This window comes from Micromonospora mangrovicola (assembly GCF_047200535.1).
Classification (GTDB): domain Bacteria; phylum Actinomycetota; class Actinomycetes; order Mycobacteriales; family Micromonosporaceae; genus Micromonospora.
Map to the genome: position 1 here is coordinate 1 of NZ_JBJZOG010000111.1, position 19,321 is coordinate 19,321.

The 19,321-nt window shown below is 73.6% G+C and carries 20 protein-coding genes; 3 read left to right on the forward strand and 17 right to left on the reverse strand.

From position 1 onward, the window contains the following. Nucleotides 1-58 precede the first annotated feature (58 nt). The 7 genes from ACL02O_RS28975 to ACL02O_RS29005 form a co-directional block, all read right to left on the reverse strand. Nucleotides 59-1,330 carry an ABC transporter substrate-binding protein gene (locus ACL02O_RS28975; protein WP_412821350.1) on the reverse strand — a complete coding sequence of 424 codons (1,272 nt, stop codon included), beginning with the start codon at nucleotides 1,328-1,330 and terminating at the stop codon, nucleotides 59-61. Nucleotides 1,331-1,382: 52 nt separating this feature from the next. Beyond that, on the reverse strand, nucleotides 1,383-2,516 hold the full coding sequence (locus tag ACL02O_RS28980; RefSeq protein ID WP_412821351.1) for a branched-chain amino acid ABC transporter permease: 1,134 nt from the start codon (nucleotides 2,514-2,516) through the stop codon (nucleotides 1,383-1,385). Then, nucleotides 2,513-3,391 (reverse strand): branched-chain amino acid ABC transporter permease, encoded by an 879-nt coding sequence (locus ACL02O_RS28985; RefSeq protein WP_412821352.1) that lies wholly within the window; start codon nucleotides 3,389-3,391, stop codon nucleotides 2,513-2,515. Before ACL02O_RS28985 ends, ACL02O_RS28980 begins: the two co-directional genes overlap by 4 nt. Nucleotides 3,392-3,419: 28 nt before the next feature. Continuing rightward, nucleotides 3,420-4,136, reverse strand: a complete 717-nt coding sequence (locus tag ACL02O_RS28990; RefSeq protein ID WP_412821353.1) for an ABC transporter ATP-binding protein — start codon at nucleotides 4,134-4,136, stop codon at nucleotides 3,420-3,422. Then, nucleotides 4,133-4,960, reverse strand: coding sequence for an ABC transporter ATP-binding protein (locus ACL02O_RS28995; protein ID WP_412821354.1), 828 nt, complete (start codon nucleotides 4,958-4,960; stop codon nucleotides 4,133-4,135). Before ACL02O_RS28995 ends, ACL02O_RS28990 begins: the two co-directional genes overlap by 4 nt. Nucleotides 4,961-5,175: 215 nt before the next feature. Next, nucleotides 5,176-6,699 carry a long-chain-fatty-acid--CoA ligase gene (locus ACL02O_RS29000; protein ID WP_412821355.1) on the reverse strand — a complete coding sequence of 508 codons (1,524 nt, stop codon included), beginning with the start codon at nucleotides 6,697-6,699 and terminating at the stop codon, nucleotides 5,176-5,178. 74 nt (nucleotides 6,700-6,773) lie between these two features. Then, nucleotides 6,774-7,535 (reverse strand): SDR family NAD(P)-dependent oxidoreductase, encoded by a 762-nt coding sequence (locus ACL02O_RS29005; RefSeq protein WP_412821356.1) that lies wholly within the window; start codon nucleotides 7,533-7,535, stop codon nucleotides 6,774-6,776. A 117-nt stretch (nucleotides 7,536-7,652) separates the two neighbouring features. Here ACL02O_RS29005 and ACL02O_RS29010 point away from each other — a divergent pair, with 117 nt between their 5' ends. Next, nucleotides 7,653-8,867: an acyl-CoA dehydrogenase family protein gene (locus ACL02O_RS29010; protein WP_412821357.1), complete on the forward strand. Its 1,215-nt coding sequence runs from the start codon at nucleotides 7,653-7,655 to the stop codon at nucleotides 8,865-8,867. Beyond that, nucleotides 8,864-9,535, forward strand: coding sequence for a TetR/AcrR family transcriptional regulator (locus ACL02O_RS29015; protein WP_412821358.1), 672 nt, complete (start codon nucleotides 8,864-8,866; stop codon nucleotides 9,533-9,535). The genes ACL02O_RS29010 and ACL02O_RS29015 overlap by 4 nt, the downstream gene beginning before the upstream one ends. Nucleotides 9,536-9,699: 164 nt before the next feature. Here ACL02O_RS29015 and ACL02O_RS29020 read toward each other — a convergent pair whose 3' ends face one another. The 10 genes from ACL02O_RS29020 to ACL02O_RS29065 form a co-directional block, all read right to left on the reverse strand. After that, entirely contained in the window at nucleotides 9,700-10,536 is an 837-nt protein-coding gene (locus ACL02O_RS29020; RefSeq protein ID WP_412821359.1) for an SMP-30/gluconolactonase/LRE family protein, read from the reverse strand. 86 nt (nucleotides 10,537-10,622) lie between these two features. After that, nucleotides 10,623-11,408, reverse strand: coding sequence for an IclR family transcriptional regulator (locus ACL02O_RS29025; RefSeq protein WP_412821360.1), 786 nt, complete (start codon nucleotides 11,406-11,408; stop codon nucleotides 10,623-10,625). Further along, nucleotides 11,405-11,800, reverse strand: coding sequence for a 4-carboxymuconolactone decarboxylase (pcaC, locus tag ACL02O_RS29030; protein ID WP_459560896.1), 396 nt, complete (start codon nucleotides 11,798-11,800; stop codon nucleotides 11,405-11,407). The genes ACL02O_RS29025 and pcaC overlap by 4 nt, the downstream gene beginning before the upstream one ends. Then, the gene (gene pcaD / locus ACL02O_RS29035) at nucleotides 11,797-12,570 is read right to left on the reverse strand and encodes a 3-oxoadipate enol-lactonase (RefSeq protein WP_412821361.1); all 774 of its coding nucleotides are present in this window, start codon (nucleotides 12,568-12,570) and stop codon (nucleotides 11,797-11,799) included. The genes pcaC and pcaD overlap by 4 nt, the downstream gene beginning before the upstream one ends. After that, nucleotides 12,567-13,910, reverse strand: a complete 1,344-nt coding sequence (gene pcaB, locus ACL02O_RS29040; protein WP_412821362.1) for a 3-carboxy-cis,cis-muconate cycloisomerase — start codon at nucleotides 13,908-13,910, stop codon at nucleotides 12,567-12,569. The genes pcaD and pcaB overlap by 4 nt, the downstream gene beginning before the upstream one ends. Next, complete coding sequence (gene pcaG / locus ACL02O_RS29045; RefSeq protein WP_412821363.1) at nucleotides 13,885-14,457, reverse strand: protocatechuate 3,4-dioxygenase subunit alpha; 573 nt, start codon at nucleotides 14,455-14,457, stop codon at nucleotides 13,885-13,887. The genes pcaB and pcaG overlap by 26 nt, the downstream gene beginning before the upstream one ends. Further along, nucleotides 14,450-15,202: a protocatechuate 3,4-dioxygenase subunit beta gene (gene pcaH, locus ACL02O_RS29050; RefSeq protein ID WP_412821364.1), complete on the reverse strand. Its 753-nt coding sequence runs from the start codon at nucleotides 15,200-15,202 to the stop codon at nucleotides 14,450-14,452. Before pcaH ends, pcaG begins: the two co-directional genes overlap by 8 nt. An 11-nt stretch (nucleotides 15,203-15,213) precedes the next feature. After that, nucleotides 15,214-16,395, reverse strand: a complete 1,182-nt coding sequence (locus tag ACL02O_RS29055; RefSeq protein ID WP_412821365.1) for a thiolase family protein — start codon at nucleotides 16,393-16,395, stop codon at nucleotides 15,214-15,216. Beyond that, nucleotides 16,392-17,162 (reverse strand): CoA-transferase subunit beta, encoded by a 771-nt coding sequence (locus ACL02O_RS29060; RefSeq protein ID WP_459560897.1) that lies wholly within the window; start codon nucleotides 17,160-17,162, stop codon nucleotides 16,392-16,394. Before ACL02O_RS29060 ends, ACL02O_RS29055 begins: the two co-directional genes overlap by 4 nt. Further along, entirely contained in the window at nucleotides 17,159-17,977 is an 819-nt protein-coding gene (locus tag ACL02O_RS29065; RefSeq protein ID WP_412821366.1) for a CoA transferase subunit A, read from the reverse strand. The genes ACL02O_RS29060 and ACL02O_RS29065 overlap by 4 nt, the downstream gene beginning before the upstream one ends. A gap of 299 nt (nucleotides 17,978-18,276) precedes the next feature. Here ACL02O_RS29065 and ACL02O_RS29070 point away from each other — a divergent pair, with 299 nt between their 5' ends. Then, the gene (locus tag ACL02O_RS29070; RefSeq protein WP_412821367.1) at nucleotides 18,277-19,242 is read left to right on the forward strand and encodes an ABC transporter substrate-binding protein; all 966 of its coding nucleotides are present in this window, start codon (nucleotides 18,277-18,279) and stop codon (nucleotides 19,240-19,242) included. The last annotated feature ends 79 nt before the right edge of the window (nucleotides 19,243-19,321 follow it).

The following is a 19,321-nucleotide window of genomic DNA, read 5'->3' on the forward strand; positions in this document are numbered from 1 at the left end:
CCCCTCTGTGTGGCCATCGGGTGGTCGGCCCGCCGGGTGCCCGCCGGCGGGCCGGTGATCAGGTCGTCGGGATCGCGTCGGCCGGCGGCGTGGCCGGCGGCTCGGTGAACTCGGTGACCGGGCCGTCGCCGTCGTCGGTGGTGTACGTCGGGCCGAAGTAGGTCTGGGCGCCGTCCTGGACCTTGCTCAGCCGCACCCCGCTGTACCCGGCGTGGACCTTGTCGCTGTACCGGAAGGGGGTCAGGCCAGGTCCCCGGAAGCCGCCCTTCTCCACCGCGTCGACCAGCTTCTCCCGGGTCAGGTCCTTGCCGGCGGCGAGCAGCGCCTGCACGAAGGTGTAGGCCATGGAGTAGCCGTAGATCGCGTTGCCGTCGAGCGGATTGGTCCCGTTGTACTGCTCGTGGATCCTGGTGAACGCCTGGATCCACGGGTTCGTGGTGTCACCGGCCATCGGCAGGTAGTTGTCCGCGATCAGGCCCTCGAGGATCACCTTCTTGTCCCCGAGCTGTCCGGAGAGCGTGGTATAGTCGGCGCCCACGCTGGACACCACCCACTGCGCCCGGAACCCCTGCCCGGCCGCCTGCCCCATGGCCAGCGCGGTGAAGCCGGGGATGCTCGCCGAGATCACCACCTGGCAGCCGGCCGCCTTGAGCGCCCCGATCGCCGGTCCGACCTGCTGGTTGCTGGTGGTGTACGTCTGCTTGGCCGCCATTGGCCCGAGCACCTTCTCGACGCCGGCCAGGGAGTCCCGGCCGAAGTCGTCGTTCTGCCCGAAGTGGCACACCTTGCTGCCGGGGAACTGCTGCTTCACGAAGGTGGCCAGGATCTTGCCCTCGACCGTGTAGTCGGGCTGCCAGCCGAACGTGGTCGGGTACTTCTCGGGCTGGTTCCAGTTCCGGCTGCCGGAGGAGACGAAGAGGTCGGGCACCTTCTGGGCCTTGACGAATTCCAGGACGTTGGTGTGGGTGGGCGTGCCGAGCCCGCCGAGGAGCGCGAAGACCTTGTCGTCGAGCACCAGCTTGCGCACCACGTTGTCGGTGTTCGCGGGGTTGTAGCCGTCGTCCATGACCTTGTAGACGATCTTCCGGCCGTTCACCCCGCCCTTGCTGTTGATGTGCTCGAAGTAGGCCTTGGTGGCGGCGGAGATCTTCGAGTAGCCGGGCGCGGCTGGACCGGTGAGCGGCTGGTGGGTGCCGATGACGATCTCGGTGTCGGTGACGCCGGGGACGTTCTCGGCCGCCTGCTGTTCGTCGTTGGCGCAGGCCGACGCGGCGATCAGCAGCGCCAGGCCGGCGGTTGCCGCGAGAACGCGGCGGGTGGTGGGTGGCATGGTCCTCCATTCCGGTGCGGCGGTGCGAGCGGGTGGGTGGAACCGGGGTGGGTCAGCGGCTCGGCGCCCGGCGGCGGGACCGCAGCCGGGCGGCGAGGGTGCGGGCGGTGCCCTGCAGGCCGCCCGGGGCGGCGAGCATGACGACGATGAGGACGAGGCCGAACACGGCCAGGGCGAGGTTGCCCTCCAGCCGCTGGGCCGGACCCGGCGGCAGGCTGAACGTCTCGGCGACCAGGCTGGGCAGGTCCTGCAGCGCCACCAGCAGCACGGCTCCCCAGGCCGCGCCGGCGAGGCTGCCCAGGCCCCCGATCACGATGGCCATCAGCAGGAACAGCGACAGGTCGAGGGCGAACTTGCCCGGGGCGACGGTGGCGGTGAGCACCGCGTACACGCCTCCGCCCAGGCCGGCGCAGCCGGCGCTGACCACGAAGGCGAGCACCTGGTTGCGGGCGACGTGGATGCCGGCGAGCCGGGCCGCCACCTCGTCGTCCCGGACGGCGCGCAGCGACCGGCCGAACCGGCTGCGCACCAGGTTGGCCATCAGCAGCATGGTCAGCAGCGCGGCCAGCAGCGCGATCCAGGCCAGCCAGCGTTCCGGCTGGAAGTAGGCGCCGAGGAACGCCGGTGGGGTCTCCGCGGGGAAGCGCAACCCCTGCTCGCCGTTGAACACCCCGGTGAAGATCGTGGTGATCGCCGGCACCAGCGTCGCCACCGCGAGGGTCACGCCGGCCAGGTACGGCCCGCGCAGCCGGGCCGCGGCCAACCCGATGACCAGCCCCGCCGAGGCGGCCACCGCGACGGCCAGCAGCAGCGACAGCGGCAGGATCCACCGGCCCTGCACGCCCCGCTCGTCGAGGCCCTGCTGCACCAGGGCGACGGTGTAGGCGCCGGTCGCCATCAGCGCCCCGTGCCCGAGGCTGAGCTGGCCGTTGAGCCCGACCAGGACGGTGTAGCCGGCGGTGACGCAGAGGAACGCGCAGACCCGGGCCACCTGGAGGTTCCGGTACGGCTCCAGCTGGTTGGTGACCAGCACGACCACGGTCCCGGCGAGCACCGCGAGGACGAGGTGGCGCAGCAGGGTCGAGCCGCCCGGGCCGGTGCCACCGGGCGGGCCCGGCAGCAGCCGCCGCAGCACCGGGGCGGGCCGCTCCTCCCGGACGGACACCTCGGGCCGGGTCGCGGTCATACGTGCCTCGCTCTCGCCGTGGAGAAGAGCCCGCCCGGGCGGACCAGCAGGACCGCCAGCAGCAGGACGAGGACGGCCAGCGGCGTGGTGTCCGGGCCGAGGTAGCCGGTGACGTACGACAGGATCAGGCCGACCAGCAGGCCGCCGACCACTGCCCCGGCCGGGCTGTCCAGGCCGCCGACCACGGCGGCGGTGAACGCGACGACGAAGACCAGGTCCATCGCGTGCGGGTGCAGCCCGAGCCCGGTGGGGATGACCAGCATGCCGGCCAGGGCGCCGACCGCGGCGGCCAGCGCCCAGCCCAGGGTGAGCATCCGGCCGACGTCCACGCCGAGCAGCCGGGACACCTCGGGCGCGAACGCGGAGGCCCGCATCCGCAGGCCGATCGGCGTGCGGGTGAACAGCAGCGCCAGCAGCACCACCACCGCCAGCACCGCGCCGAGCACCCACAGGTCGTACGGGGACAGCGCGGCGACCCCGCCGACGGTGAGCGCGTCGGTGTCGAACGGCGCGACCGCCGGCCGGTACCCGTTGCCGAAGACCATGCCGAGCACGGCCTGGATCAGCAGCACCAGGCCGAGCGCGACGATCACGTCGTTGAGCGGGTTGGCGTGCCCGACGAACCGCATCAGCACCCGTTCCACCAGCGCGCCCAGGGCCAGGCCGGCCAGGACGGCGGCACCCAGGCCCAGCCAGTACGAGCCGGTGGCGGTGACCACCGCGTAGCCGACGTAGGCGGTGGCGACGGCCATCGCCCCCTGGGCGAAGTTGACCAGCCGGGCGGCCCGCCAGATGAGCACCAGGGCGAGGGCGAACGCGGCGTAGACGGCGCCGGTGGCCAGTCCGTCGAAGGTGAGGAACAAGAACCGGTCCAACCGCGGATCCTTCCTGCGAGGCGGGCCGTCAGAACCCGAGGTACGCGTGCCGGAGCTGGTCGTCGTCGCGCAGCCGGGCCGCCGGGGTGGCGGTGACCACCCGGCCCAGGGACATCACCACGCCCTGGTCGGCGACCGAGAGGGCGCTGCGCACGTTCTGCTCGACGAGCAGCACGGTCAGCCCGCTGGTGTCGCAGAGCTGCCGCAGCAACGCCATGATCTGCGCGGTCACCAGCGGGGCGAGGCCGAGCGACGGCTCGTCGAGCAGCAGCAGCCGGGGCCGGGCGATCAGCGCCCGCCCGAGGGCGAGCATCTGCCGCTCCCCGCCGGAGAGCTGGTGCCCGGCGTGCCGCCGCCGCCGGCCGAGCGCCGGGAAGAGCTCGTAGACCTCGTCCTGGGCCCGCCGGGCGTCCGCCCGGTCGGACCGCCAGAGCCCGCCGAGGCGCAGGTTCTCCGCCACGGTCAGCTCGGCGACGACCCCGCGCCCCTCGGGCACGTGGGCGAGGCCCCGCCGCACCAGGCGTTCGACGCGTACGCCGCGCAGGTCGGCGCCGTCGAAGCGGACCCGGCCGGCGGTGGGCCGGAGCAGGCCGGACAGCGTACGCAGCAGGGTGGTCTTCCCGGCGCCGTTGGCGCCGAGCACGGCGGCGATGGTCCCGGCGGGCACGTCGAACGTGACGCCCCGCAGCACCGGCACCGGCCCGTAGCCGGCGCTGAGCGCGTCCACCTCCAGCAGGGCGCTCACGACCCACCCCCGGCCGGTGACGCCTCGGTCGGCACGTCGGCGCCGAGGTACGCCTCGGTCACCAGCGGGTCGTCGCGCACCTGGTCCGGGGTGCCCGTGGCGATCACCCGGCCGAAGTCGAGCACCACGATCTCGTGGCAGACGGACATGACCAGGTCCATGTGGTGCTCGACGAGCATGACCGAGCAGGCGCCGCCCGCCCGGTCCGGCAGGGTGCGCACCAGCCCGGCCAGCTCGGCGACGTCCTCGGCGCTCAACCCGCCGGCCGGCTCGTCGAGCAGGAGCAGGCGGGGCCGGGCGATCAGGGCGCGGGCCAGGGCGACGCGCTTGCACACCGCGTACGGCAGGGTGGCCGGGGTCGCGTCGGCGTGCTGCCCGACGCCCAGCCCGGCGAGGAGGTCGAGGGCCTGCCGGCGGAGCCGCCGCTCGTCGCGATCGCTGCGCGGCAGGCCGAACAGGGCGGCGGCGAAGCCGGCCCGGGCGGTGTGACCGGCCCCGGCCATCACGTTCTCCAGGACGGTGAGCCCGGGGAACAGGCCGACGCCCTGCAGGGTCCGGGCGATGCCGAGCCGGGTCAACCGGTGCGGGCGCGGCCGGAACGGCCGGCCGTCCAGGGCGAGCGAGCCGCTGGTCGGCGGGACGAAGCCGCAGACCACGTTGAACAGGGTGGTCTTGCCGGCGCCGTTGGGGCCGATCACCCCGACGATCCGGCCGGGCGGGACCCGCAGCGACACGTCGTCGAGGGCGACCAGTCCGCCGAACCGTACGCCCACGTGGCGCAGGGCCAGGTCGATGCCGTCCGCGGGGGTGGGTGGTGGGCTCATCTTCACCTCGGAGGAAGACGCGGCGTCGGCGGTGCGCGGTGCGGCTCGGGCGAAGCGTGGGACGGTTATTACACCGGGAGTGTACTTTTCAAGAGCAGCTCGTCAATGCTTTCGTTACGGCCCTGTAACACCGCAGCTCCGGTATGGACGTTTGCGCCAAGGGCGGCACGGACGCAGCCGGGCCGGCCGTGACTGTTGCACTTGCGGTGCAGGGATCAGGTCGCCTTGAGTTCCCGCTTGAGCAGCTTGCCGGTCGGGCCCTTCGGCAGCTCCGCGACGATGCGCACCTGCCGCGGGTACTTGTACGAGGCGAGCCGCTCCCGGCAGTACGCGATCAGGTCCTCCGGACTGACCCGCGCCTCCGGCCGGACGCTGAGCACCGCCACCACCTCCTCGCCCAGCTTCTCGTCCGGGCGGCCGATCACCGCCGCCTCGACCACCGCCGGGTGGGCGTACAGGACCTCCTCGACCTCGCGCGGGTAGACGTTGAACCCACCCCGGATGATCAGGTCCTTCTTCCGGTCCACGATGAACAGGTAGCCGTCGGCGTCGGCGTAGGCGAGGTCTCCGGTGTGGAACCAGCCGCCGCGGAACGCCTCCGCGGTCGCCTCCGGATTCCGGTAGTAGCCCTTCATCACGTTGTGGCCGCGCACCACGATCTCCCCGACGTGCTCGGGGCCGGGCGGCAGCGGCCGGTCGGCGTCGTCGACGATCCGGGTCTCCACCCCCCAGATCGGCTTGCCGATGGAGAGCACCTTGCGCTGCTCCGCGCTGATGTTGAACGTCGTGGTGCTGGCCGTCTCCGACAGCCCGTACCCCTCCAGGATCACCACGCCGGGGAACTTCTCCTCGAAGGCGCGGATCACCTCGCCGGGGATCGCCGCGCCGCCGGAGATCCCGACCCGCAGGCAGGAGAGGTCCCGCCCGGTCAGGTCGGCCTGGTTGAGCGCGAAGTACATGGTGGGCACGCCGGAGAAGATGGTGCACCGGTGCCGCTCGACGGCGTCGACCACCGGCCCCACCTCGAAGCGGGGCACCAGCACGATGGTGCCGCCGTAGCGCACCGCGACGTTGAGCACGCTGGAGAGACCGAAGACGTGGAACAGCGGCAGCACGGCCAGCCCGATGTCGTCGTCCCGGAAGCCGAACAGGTCGCCGCCGACGGTGCAGTTCATGTAGAGCTGGAAGTGCGTCAGCTCGGCGCCCTTGGGCCGGCCGGTGGTGCCGCTGGTGTAGAGCAGCACGGCGGTGTCGTCGGCGTCGGTCGGCGCGATCTCGCCGGTGTCCGCGTGGGCGTACAACTCGTCGTAGGGCCGGGCGCCGTCGGGTCGCCGGTCGCTGCCCGGCAGGTTCACCACGTACGTGGTCACGCCGTCCACCTCGGCCGCCCCCTTCGCGGCCTCCTCGGCGAACAGCTCGAAGGTGATCAGGACCCGGGTGTCGGAATCGGCCAGGTGGTACGCCACCTCACCGGCGCGCAGCAGCGGGTTGAGCGGCACCATGACCAGGCCCGCCTTGAGGATGCCGAAGTAGCTGAAGAGGAACTGCGGCAGGTTGGGCAGCTGCACCGCCACCTTGTCCCCGGGGCGCAGGCCCAGCGCGAGCAGGCCGGCCGCGACCCGCCCGGAGATGTCGTCGACCTGGGCGTAGCTGAACGTCAGGTCGTCGAGGCGACACAGCGGCTTGTCGGGGTGCGCACGGCGGGGCTCCCGGAGGATCGTTGCCAGGTTGAAGCTCATGCTGCTCCTCCTGTCGGGCGGGCCACGGAAATCGAGCGGCGTGACAGCCGGTGTACGCGCTCGGTCCGTGGGCGTCAAGGCATGACCAGACCCCCGTCGACCGGCACGGTCACCCCGGTCACGTACGACGAGGCGTCGCTGACCAGCCAGATCAGCGTGGCGGCGAGCTCCTCGTGCTCGCCGAGGCGGCCGGCGGGCGCGGTCCGTTCGACCGTCTTGAGCGTCTCCGGCGGGAGCTGGTCGCTCATCTCGGAGCGGAAGAAGCCGGGGGCGAGGCAGTTGACCCGGATGCCCTTGCGGCCGGTCCACTGGGCGGCCAGGTCACGGGTGAGTCCGATGACGCCCGCCTTGCTGGCGGCGTACGCGGCCTGCGGCAGCTGGGCCGGGTGCAGGCCGATCACGCTGGAGATGTTGACGATCGCCCCGCCGTCGGTGGCGGCCCGGGCGAACGCCTGCGCCATCCAGTAGCTGCCCATCAGGTTGACGTCGACGACGCCGCGGAACTGCTCCGGCGTCTCCCGGGAGGCGGGCACGGCGGTGCCGACCCCGGCGTTGTTGACCAGGATGTCGACCCGGCCGAAGTGCTCGGTCGCGGTGGCGATCAGCGCCGCGCAGTCCGCCGGTTCGCGCACGTCGGTGGCGCGGGCCGCGTACCGCCGGCCGGCGGCCTCGACCAGCGCGCCGGTCTCCGGCAGGCGCTCGGCGCGGCGGGCGCCGAGCACGACGTCGGCGCCGGCCTCGGCGAGCGCGCGGGCGAAGGACACGCCGAGACCGGAGGAGGCGCCGGTCACCACGGCGACCTTCCCGTCGAGGCGGAACCGGTCCAGCACGCTCACCCTGCACTCCTCACCTGCGCCGCGTCGCGCTCCCTGGACGCCATACCGACCAGCCGGTATGTTCGCGTCCGGCGACGGTAGCGAGCCGCCGACCGGCGAGTCAATGGGGAGGCATTCGTGGACTTCGAACCCAGCGCCCGGGCCGGCGAGCACCTCAAGCGGCTCCAGGAGTTCATGGACGAGCACGTCTACCCGGCCGAGCCGGTCTACGCGGCGCAGCGGGCCGAGCTGGCCGCCGCCGGCCGGCGGCACCACCTGCCGCCGGTGGTCGAGGAGCTCAAGGCCGAGGCCCGCCGCCGGGGCCTGTGGAACCTGTTCCTGCCGGCCCTCTCCGGGCTGTCCAACGTCGACTACGCCCCGCTCGCCGAGCTGACCGGCCGGTCCATCGAACTCGCCCCGGAGGCGATCAACTGCGCCGCCCCGGACACCGGCAACATGGAGATCCTGCACATGTTCGGCACCGACGAGCAGCAGCAGCGCTGGCTGCGCCCGCTGCTCGCCGGCGAGATCCGGTCCGCCTTCGCGATGACCGAGCCGGACGTCGCGTCCAGCGACGCCACCAACATCTCCACCCGGATCGAGCGGGACGGCGACAGCTACGTCATCAACGGGCGGAAGTGGTGGACCACCGGCATCGCCGACCCGCGCTGCGCGGTGATGATCGTGATGGGCAAGACCGACCCGTCCGCGGACACCCACCGGCAGCAGTCGATGATCCTGGTGCCGGTGGACACCCCGGGCGTCGAGGTGGTGCGCTCGCTGCCCGTCTTCGGCTACCACGACCAGCACGGCCACGGCGAGGTCGTCTTCACCGACGTCCGGGTGCCGGCGACGAACCTGCTCGGCGAGGAGGGCGGCGGGTTCGCCCTCGCCCAGGCCCGGCTCGGTCCCGGCCGGATCCACCACTGCATGCGCGCCATCGGTCTGGCCGAGCGGGCGTTGAGCCTGATGGTGCGCCGCGCCGCCACGCGGGTCGCCTTCGGACAGGAGCTGGCCCGGCAGGGCGTCGTGCAGCAGCAGATCGCCGAGTCCCGCATCGCCATCGAGCAGGCCCGACTGCTCACCCTCAAGGCGGCCTGGATGATCGACCGGTACGGCGCCAAGGCCGCCCGCACCGAGATCGCCGCGATCAAGGTGGTGGCGCCCCGGGTCGCGCTGGAGGTGCTGGACCGGGCGATCCAGGTACACGGCGGGGCCGGCGTCTCCGACGACTTCCCCCTCGCCGCGATGTACGCCGGAGCCCGTACCCTGCGCATCGCCGACGGGCCGGACGAGGTGCACGTCCGCGACGTCGCCCGGCGGGAGATCCGGCGGCAACTGGAATCGCGGTGAGCGTCGCGGCGAGCGCGCCCGCCGACGCGTCCCCCGCCGACGCCCCGGCCGGCCGGCGGCGGGCGCCACGCGGGTCGGCCCGGCGGCGCATCGTGGCCGCCGCGACGGAGCTGTTCGCCCGGCGGGGCTACGAGGCGACGAGCGTCCAGGAGATCGTGACGACGGCCGAGGTCACCAAAGGCGCCCTCTACCACTGGTTCGGCTCCAAGTCGGAGCTGCTCACCAGCATCTACCGGGAGCTGCTGGCCGAGCAGACGCGGCGGCTGCGGGAGATCGCCGGCGGCGCCGGCCCGGTCGGGGAGCGGATCCGCGCCGCCGCCCTCGACGTCGTCGGGCACACCGCCGAGCACCTCGACGAGCTCACCGTCTGGGCCCGGTCGGCGCACCTGCTCGACGACGAGCACGCCGAGGCAACCCGCCGGGAACGGCGGCGCTACCACGACCTGTTCCGGGGCCTGGTCGCCGAGGGCCAGCGGGCCGGCGTGGTCCGCACCGACGTCTCGGCGACGGTGGTCACCCACACCTTCCTCAGCGCCCTGGGCAACATCCACACCTGGTTCCACCCGACCGGTCCGCTCTCCTTCGCCGAGGTCGGGGAGCAGCTCGTCGCCCTCTTCCTGGGCGGGCTCCGCGCCCCGGACGAGCCGCCGCGGCAACGGGACCACTGAACCGGCCGCCGCCCCGGACCGGGCCGGACATGGACCGACCACCCGGGCGACTCCCCCACCCGGGGTGGGTCTGCCGCGGCACCGGCGCCAGCCGGACGCGTCGACCGGTTCGTCCGCCCCGGACGCCCGCTCCGGTCACCGGGCCGGCGCTCCGGGACCGCCGGTCAGTCGGCCGCCGGGGCGGGTGCGGCCACCGTCAGCACCTGACCGGTGCGCGGCCCGCCGGCCAGCGCCGCCGGGCTCCACCGCATCGCGACGAGGAACAGGGTGCGCCCGTCCGGGCCGCCGAGGGCGCAGGCGAAACAGCCCCGGTCCAGCTCGATCCGGTCGAGCACCCGGCCGCCCTCGGCCACCCGCACGGCGCACCGGTTCGGCACGTCGCCGTACCAGACGTGGCCCTCGGCGTCGAGGCAGATGCCGTCGGGCGCGGAGTCCGGCACCGCTGCCCACACCCGCCGGCCGGTGAGCGAGCCGTCGGCGGCGACGTCGTACGCGGTGAGTCGGGACGCGTAGGACTCGGCGACGATCAGGGTGCGCCCGTCCGGGGTGAGCGCCATCCCGTTGGGGAAGGCGAGGTCGTCGGCGACCAGCCGGGCCGCCCCGTCCGGCGTGACCAGGGCGACGGCGCCGGGCGCGTACTCCCCGCCGGGAAAGTCGAAGCCGATCGTGTTGGCGTACGCGTTGCCCCGGGCGTCGGTGACCACCTCGTTCCACGCGTGCGGCACGAGCGCGGCCAGGTCGGCGTACGGGAGCAGGTCACCGCCCGGCGCCTGGCGCAACAGCCGCCCGGCGCGCCCGGCGACCACCAGCAGCCGCCCGTCGGGCAGCCAGTCGAAGCAGATCGGCAGCCCGTCCACCCGGGCCACCACCTCGCTCCGGCCGGCGTCGTCGACGGTCAGCACCTCCCCGGCGCCCCAGTCGGCGACCCAGAACCGCCCGTCGTGCCAGCGGGGCGACTCCCCGAAGGCCAGTCCGTCCAGCAGCACCCGTGGTGCGGTCATGCGCGACTCCCCAACCGGTCTCGGGCCCGCCGCGGGTGCTCCCGGTCGGGGCCGTTGTCAGTGTGCACGCGCTCGGATCTGCGACACTACCTGCTCTGGCCGCCGCGCAGGTCCTCCTCGATCCGCCGAGCGGTCTCCAGCAGCGGCGGCAGCAGCTCCTTGCGGATCACCTCGGACGAGCCGCGGCTGGCGTGGGCCGACACGTTCACCGCCGCGATCACCGAGCCGTTCTCGCCGTGGATCGGGGCCGCCAGCGAGCGCAGCCCCTCCTCCAACTCCTGGTCGACGATCGCGTACCCCTGGGCGGAGATCTTCGTCAGCGCCGCCCGCAGCTTCGCCGGATCGGTGATGGTGCGCCGGGTCAGCGGGCGCAGCTTCGCCGTGGCGAGGTGGTCGTCCAGCCAGCCGGGCGGCTGCGCGGCGAGCAGCACCCGCCCCATCGAGGTGGCGTAGGCGGGGAAGCGGGTACCGACGCTGATCCCGACCGTCATGATGCGCTTGGTGGGGACCCGGGCGACGTACACCACCTCGTCGCCGTCCAGCACGGACATCGAGCAGGATTCGTGCACCCGGGCGACGAGCGCCTCCATGTGCGGCATGGCGACCTCGGGCAGGCTCAGGCTCGACAGGTACGCGTAGCCCAGCTCGAGGATGCGGGGCCGCAGCGAGAACAGCCGCCCGTCGGTGCGCATGTAGCCCAGTTCGACCAGGGTGAGCAGGAACCGGCGCGCGGCCGCCCGGGTCAGTCCGGTCGTCCGCGCCACCTCGCTCAGGGTGAGCTGCGGGTGCTCGGCGTCGAAGGCCCGGATGACCGCCAGCCCGCGTTCCAGCGACTGGACGAACTCCGGGGTCCGCGTCGCCTCCTCGCTCACTCGGCCTCCTGCCGCAGGGTCCGTTGGGCCACCTTGAACGCCCGGTTCGCCGCCGGTACGCCAGCGTAGACGCCGACCTGGAGCAGGACCTCACCGACCTCCTCCGCAGTCAACCCGTTACGGATCGCCGCGCGAACGTGCATCGCCAGCTCCTCGTCATGATGGAGGGTGGCGAGGACGGCGAGCGTGACGCAGCTACGGGTCCGCCGGTCCAACCCCGGCCGGGTCCAGATCTCACCCCACGCGTACCGGGTGATGAAGTCCTGGAAGTCCGCGGTGAACCCGTCGGTGCCGGCCACCGCCCGGTCGACGTGGGCGTCGCCCAGCACCTGCCGCCGCACCGCCATCCCGGCGTCGCGTCGCTCCTGGTCGTTGCCCGGCTGACCGGTCACCGCTCCTCCTCGTCGAGATGTGCCAGGAGCAGCCGGGCGATCTGCACGGACTGCTCGACGGGGGCCAGGTGCGCGGCCCGGTCGACCACGGCGAGGCGGGCACCGGCGATCCGCTCGGCGATCCCTTCGGCGTGTTCCACGGGGATGGCCAGGTCGTCCGCGCCGGCGATGACCAGCGTGGGCGCCGCGATCCTGCCCAGGTCGGGACGGATGTCCATACCGGCGATCGCCTCGCAGCAGGCGGCGTAGCCGGCGGCCGGGGCGGCGGTGAGCATGGCGCGGTGGGCCGCGACCACCTCCGGCCGGGCCGCGGCGAAGGACGGGGTGAACCAGCGGGCCACTATGGCGTCGGCGATGGCCGACAGGCCGGCCGCCCGGACCGTCGCCGCCCGGTCGCGCCAGCCCTGGGCCGGACCCAGCGACGCCGAGGTGCAGAGCAGGGCCAGCCGGTCCACCCGCTCCGGCGCGTGCGCGGCGAGCCACATGCCGACCATGCCGCCGAGGGAGAGCCCGGCGTAGTGCACGCGCCGCACGCCCAGGTCGTCGAGGAGCGCCAGCACCTCCCGGCCGAGCAGGTCGATGGTGTACGGCCCGGGCGGCACCGCGGAGCGGCCGTGGCCCAGGTGGTCGTACCGGATGACGCGGAAGCGGCCGGCGATCGCCGCCAGCTGGGGCTCCCACATGGCGCCGGTGGTGCCGAGGGAGCTGCCGAGCACCAGCACCGGCGCGTCCGGCGGACCGTCGACGATGGCGTGCAGGCGGGAGGTCACGAGGCCACCTCCGTCCGGTACGCGGCGAGCGCCCGGTCGACGAAGAGCCCCGCCGACCCGAGCCAGCCGTGCGGGTCGAGCGCCTCACCGATCTCGGGCTCGCTCAGGTGTGCCCGGACCTCGGGATCGGCCCGCAGCGCGTCGCGGAACGCCGGCTGCCGTGCCGCGCGCGCGACGGCGTCGTGCGCGGCGCTGCGGCCGAGCGCGCGGGCCAGCCGCGCGGTGACCGCCTCGGCGAGCACCAGGCCACCGCTCGCGTCCAGGTTCGCCCGCATCCGTTCCGGGTCGACCCGCAGACCGTCCAGCATCCGCGCGGTACGGGCGGCGGCGCCGCCGGCCAGGTGCAGCAGGTCGAGCAGCGGCTCCCACTCCGCGTGCCAGGCCCCGGTCGCCCGCTCGTGCTCCTGCACGGCGCCGGTGAGGAGGGTGGCGACGAGACCGGGCCCACGCCGCGCGGCCGACGTGACCAGCACCGAGTCGACCGGATTGCGCTTGTGCGGCATCGCCGACGAGCCGCCCCGACCGGCGCCGCCCTCGGCCGCCTCGCCGACCTCGGTCTGGGCGAGCAGCCCGACGTCCACGGCCACCTTGCCGCTCGCCGCGAGCAGCCCGCCGAGGGCGGTGGCCAGGTCGAGCAGCGGCTGCCGCCGGGTGTGCCACGGCAGCGGACTCGCGGCGAGGCCCAGGCGCTCGGCGTATCCGTCGGCGATCGCCGGCCCGGCCGGCCCGAGCGCGGCGAGCGTGCCGACGGCACCGCCGAGCTGCGCCGGCAGCGCCGCCCGGACCTGGCGTAGCCGGTCGCCCGCCTCGCCGAGCGCGACCAGCCAGCCGGCGGCCTTGAGGCCGAACGTCGTGGGGGCCGCCTGCTGGCCGAGGGTGCGGCCGACCATGACGGTGTCCCGGTGCGCCGCGGCGAGCCGGGCGGCGGCTGCGGCGGCCACGTCGAGGTGGCCGAGCAGCGGCCCGGCCGCGCGCACCGCGACCAGGACGAGCGCGGTGTCGATGATGTCCTGGCTGGTCGCGCCGAGGTGCACCCAGGCCCGGGCCGCCTGCGGTACGGCCTCGGTGAGCGCCCGGACCAGCGGGACGACCGGATTGCCGGCGTTCTCCCCGGCCCGACCGAGCGCGACGGGGTCGTACCGGTCGGCGCGGCACTGGGCGACGATCGCGTCCGCTGCCGACCGCGGCACCACCCCGCGGTCCGCGGCGGCCGCGACGAGCGCCGCTTCGGCGTCGAGCATCGCCTGCAGCAGGGCCCGGTCGGTGAGCTCGGCGTCGACGGCAGGGTCGCCGGAGAGGCGGCCGAGCAGTCCGTCAGACGGCGAAGAAGACGGTCTCATGCTCCCCCTGCAGGTGGATGTCGAAGCGCACCCCGTCCGGCGCCTCGCTCGCGAGCAGCGTATGGCGGCGGTCGCGGTCGACCGTGCGCAGCACCGGATCGGCGTCGTTGGCCGCCGCCTCGTCCGGAAAGTAGAGCCGGGTGACCACCCGGTGCAGCATCCCCCGGGCGAAGACCGACAGGTCGACGTGCGGGGCTTCGGTGCCGCCGTCCGGGTCGGGCAGCGCCCCGGGCTTGACGGTCAGGAGTTCGTACCGGCCCTGCGCGTCGGTCGCGCTGCGCCCGAAGCCCCGGAAGCCGGGCGTGGCCGGCTTCCGCGCGCCGCGCGGATCGTCCGGATGGTCGAAGCGCCCGTCCGGGTCCGCCTGCCAGCTCTCGATCAGCCCGTCGGTGACGGGGTCTCCGGTCCCGTCGAAGACCTGTCCCCGGATCCAGAACGCGCCGGGCGTCCCCTCGGGGACGACGTACGGGCCGTCGGGCCAGTGCAGGCCGATGTGCAGGTACGGCCCCACGGTCTGCGCGGGGGTCACCCCGCGTCGCTCACTCATCGTCGTCCTCGTCCTCGAAGGGGGTGCTCTCCCGGCCGCGCAGCACGATGTCGAACTCGTAGCCGAGCGCCCACTCCGGCTGGGTGGCGGCGTGGTCGTACCGGGCGACCATCCGCTCCCGGGCCTTCGGGTCGCGGACCGAATTGAAGATCGGATCCTGGAAGAAGAGCGGGTCGCCGGGGAAGTACATCTGAGTCACCAGCCGCTGGGTGAACGCGCGGCCGAAGAGCGAGAAGTGGATGTGCGCCGGGCGCCAGGCGTTGTCGTGGTTCCGCCACGGGTAGGCACCCGGCTGGACGGTGACGAAGCGGTAGCGGCCGTGATCGTCGGTCAGCACCCGCCCCACCCCGTCGAAGTTCCGGTCGAGCGGGGCCGGCCAGTTGTCCACCGCGTGCCGGTACCGGCCGGCGGCGTTGGCCTGCCAGACCTCCACCAGGGTCCGCGGCACGGGACGGCCGTCGCCGTCGAGCACCCGGCCGTGCACGATAATCCGCTGCCCGAGCGGCTCCCCGTCGTGCTGACGGGTCAGGTCGTGGTCGAGCGGGCCGAGTCGCCCCTCGCCGAGCAGCGGCCCGGTGATCTCGGTCAGCCGCTGCGGCAGGTACGTCAGTGGCTGCCGCGGCGAGCGCAGCACGGTCGACTTGTAGCCCGGGCTGAGCAGTGGCGGGTGGGCGTCGACGTCGTCGCGCCGGTACTGCGGCAGTACCAGGCCGCTCCCGGTGCGCCCGGCGATGTCCTGGGTCATTGTCCTCTCCCTCAGGCTTCCAGCACGACGGCCAGCCCCTGGCCGACCCCGATGCAGATCGCGGCGAGCCCCCGGCCGCCGCCCCGGCGGTGCAGCTGCCAGGCGAGCGAGCCGAGGATGCGGGACCCGGATGACCCCAGCGGATGCCCGAGGGCGATCGCCCCACCCTGCGGGTTGACGATCTCCGGGTCGAGTTCCGGCCACTCGGCCAGGCAGGCGAGCGACTGCGCGGCGAACGCCTCGTTGAGTTCGACCACGTCGAGGTCGCCCCAGCCTATGCCGGCCCGGCGCAGCGCCTCCCGGGCGGCGGCCACCGGGCCGATGCCGAAGAGCTGCGGCTCGATCGCGGTGACGGCCCGGGAGACGATCCGGGCCAGGGGCGCCCGCCCGATCGCGTCGGCGCCGGCCCGGTCGGCGAGGAGCAGGGCGCTCGCCCCGTCGTTGAGTGGCGAGGAGTTGCCCGCGGTGACCGTGCCGTCGGGGCGGAAGACCGGCCCGAGCCGGGCCAGCGCGTCGAGGCTGGTGGTCGGCCGGATGCTCTCGTCCCGCTCGACCTCCGTGTCGGGCACCGGGCTGACCTCGTCGGCGTACCGGCCCTGCTCCCAGGCCCGCGCGGCGAGCCGGTGGCTGCGCAGCGCGAAGGCGTCCTGCTCCGCCCGAGTGATCTTGTAACGCTCGGCGAGGATCTCCGCCCCCTCGCCGAGCGGCACCGTCCACTCCTGCGGCATCCGGGGGTTCACCATCCGCCAGCCGAGGGTCGTCGAGTGCAGCGTCTCGTGCCCGCGCGGGTAACCCTGCTCCGGCTTCGGCAGCACCCACGGCGCCCGGCTCATCGACTCCACGCCGCCGGCGACGCAGATCGAGGCGTCGCCGAGGGCGATCGCCCGGGACGCGCCGATCACCGCCTCCAGGCCGGAGCCGCAGAGCCGGTTCACCGTCGCGCCGGGCACCGACGGCGGCAGGCCGGCCAGCAGGACGGCCATCCGGGCCACGTCCCGGTTGTCCTCCCCGGCGCCGTTGGCGTCGCCGAGCAGCACGTCGTCGACCCGGGCCGGGTCGAGGCCGGGGCTGCGCCGGACCACCTCCCGCACCACATGGGCGGCGAGGTCGTCGGGGCGGACGCCGGCCAGACCACCGCCGTACCGCCCGATCGGGGTACGCACCGCGTCGAGGATGTAGACGTCCCTGCTCACCGGGCCGCTCCCGTCATCGTCGCGGTCAGGGCGCGCAGGACCGCGAGCTCCGCTCCGGTCGGCGGCTCGACGGTCGCCAGATCCCCGGCGACGGCGAGGTCCCAGCCGGTGGCGGCCCGGGCCCGCTCGACGGTCACCCCGGGGTGCAGCCGGGTCAGGGTCAGTTCACACGTCCGCGGGTCCGGCTCCAGGATGCCGAGGTCGGTGATCACCACGCGGGGCCCGCCGCCGCGCAGGCGGAGTCGCTCCCGGTCGCCGGGTCCGCTGCCGTACCCGACCGAGGTGACGAAGTCGACCCGGTCGATGAACGTGCGCAGGCTCTGCCGGACGACCACCACCACCTCGCCGCAGGAGGCGGCGATCTCCGGGGCGCCCCCGGCCCCGGGGAGGCGGACCTTCGGGTCGGCGTAGTCGCCACCGATCACGGTGGTGTTGATGTTGCCGTACCGGTCGAGCTGGGCGGCGCCGAGGAAGCCGACGTCGATCCGGCCCGGCTGCAGCCAGTAGTTGAAGACCTCGGGCACCGACACCACCGCGTCGGCGGTGTCGGCCAGCACCCCGTCGCCGATCGAGAGCGGGAGCCGGTCGGGCTTCGCGCCGAGGCAGCCGGACTCGTAGATGAGCACCAGGTTCGGCGCGTGTGTGGCCCGGGCCAGGTTCGCCGCGGTGCTGGGGAGGCCGATCCCGACGAAGCAGGCGGCGCCGTCCCGCAACTGCCGGGCGGCGGCCACCGTCATCATCTCGTCCAAGGTGTAGTCGGCGCTCACGCCCCCACCTCCGCCTTGAGCACGTGCTGCTCCATCCACTCGCGGAAGGTGTCCCGGTCCCGGCTGACCGTGTTCCAGCGGACGTAGAAGTCGTTGTCGCGGACCGAGTAGCCCTGGGCGTACGAGGGGTGCGAGCCGCCGGGCACCCTGGCCACCGCGGTCACCGCCCAGCCGGGCAGGACCACCTGACCCGGTACGGGTTCGAGTTCGTCGACGATCTCCTCGACGGTGACCAGCGACCGGTGGGACGCGAGGACGGCCTCCTTCTGGACGCCGGTGATGCCCCACATCTGCACGTTGCCGGCCCGGTCCGCCCGCTGGGCGTGCACGACGGTGACGTCGGGGCGCAGCGCGGGGACGGCGGTGAGGACCTCCCCGGTGAACGGGCAGGTGATGGACCGGATGTTGTCGGTGTGCCGCGGCAGGTCGGTGCCGGTGTAGCCGCGCAGCACCGCGAACGGCAGGCCGGAGGCTCCGGCAACGTACCGGTTGGCCATCCCGGCGTGGCTGTGTTCCTCGAGTTCGAGCGGCAGGGGCCAGGAGTTCTGCACCGCGTCGCGGAAGCGGTGCAGCGAGCCCACTCCGGGGTTGCCGCCCCAGGAGAAGACCAGGCGACGGGCGCACCCCATGCCGATGAGCTGGTCGTAGATGACATCGGGCGTCATCCGGACCAGGGTCAGGTCCTGCCGTCCCTGACGGATGATCTCGTGGCCCGCGGCGAACGGGATGAGGTGGGTGAACCCCTCCAGGGCCACCACGTCACCGTCGCGGACCAGGTCCGCCACGCCGTCGGCCAGCGAGACGAGCTTCGCCATGTGCCTCCCCGCCTCCTGCGAATTCCGTGGCTCGTCCGCTGTTCGCTATGCGGACTGCCGTCCTCATGTCGAACGTAATGCCCTCCGGCGCGATCCGTCAACGCAGCCGGACCAGCCCGATCCGACCTGTCGTTCTCGTTGCAGAAATGTTGCGGCGACCCGTTGACGTGAGCGGAGTCACCATGCAAACGTTCTAGATGAGAACAGCCGTTCGGCTTGCGAACACATCCCCCGGGCCCCGCCGAACCGGGACCCACCACCCCCGGTCCCCCAGGACCGCCGGACGCGGGAGTACCTTCATGCGCCGTCTCATCGTCAGCGCCATAACCGCCGCAACCCTGCTCACCGCCACCGCCGCCTGCGGCTCCGACAGCGGCGGAGGCGCCGGCGGCAAGGCCGAAGGGCCCATCAAGGTCAAGGTCGGGGCCATCCCGATCGTCGACGTGGCCCCGCTCTACCTCGGCAGGGAGAAGGGCTTCTTCGCCGAGCAGAACATCGAGGTCGAAGTGGTCAACACGACCGGCGGCGCGGCTGCCGTCCCCGGCGTGGTCAGCGGGGAGTTCGACTTCGCCTTCGGCAACGTCGTGTCACTCATCGTCGCCCACTCGCAGAACCTCCCGCTGAAGGCGATCGCCGAGGGCAACTCCTCCACCGGCCAGCAGGGCAAGGACTTCAGCGGGATCGTGGTGCCGAAGGACAGCCCGATCAAGACCGCGGCCGACCTCACGGGCAAGACGGTCGCGGTGAACAACCTCAAGAACGTCGGCGACACCACCGTGCGGGCCTCGATCCGCAAGGCCGGCGGCGACCCGTCCAACGTCAAGTTCGTCGAGCTGGCGTTCCCCGACATGCCGGCCGCCGTCGCCAACAAGCGGGTCGACGCCGCCTGGGTGGTGGAGCCCTTCCTGACGGTGACCCAGGACCAGGGCGCCCGAATGATCGCCTCCAACATGGTGGACGCGGCCCCGAACATGACGGTCGCGGCCTACTTCACCACCGAGAACACCATCAAGCAGAAGGCCGACCTGGTCAAACGCTTCACCACCGCCATCGAGAAGTCCCTCAAGTACGCCGAGGAGCACCCGGACGAGGCCCGGAAGGTGCTGCTGACGTACACCAAGATCAGCCCGGAGGCCGCGGAGAAGCTCACCCTGCCGGCCTGGCCGACGGAGATCAACCGGGAGTCGGTCCAGACGATGGCCGACATGATGCTCGCCGACGGCCTGATCAAGCAGAAGGTCGACGTGTCGGAGCTGCTCCCGTGACGTCCACAACCACGCTCGCCGGGGGGGGGGGGGGGGGGCGGGGTGGGGCGGGGGGGGGGGGGACCCCCCCCCCCCCCCC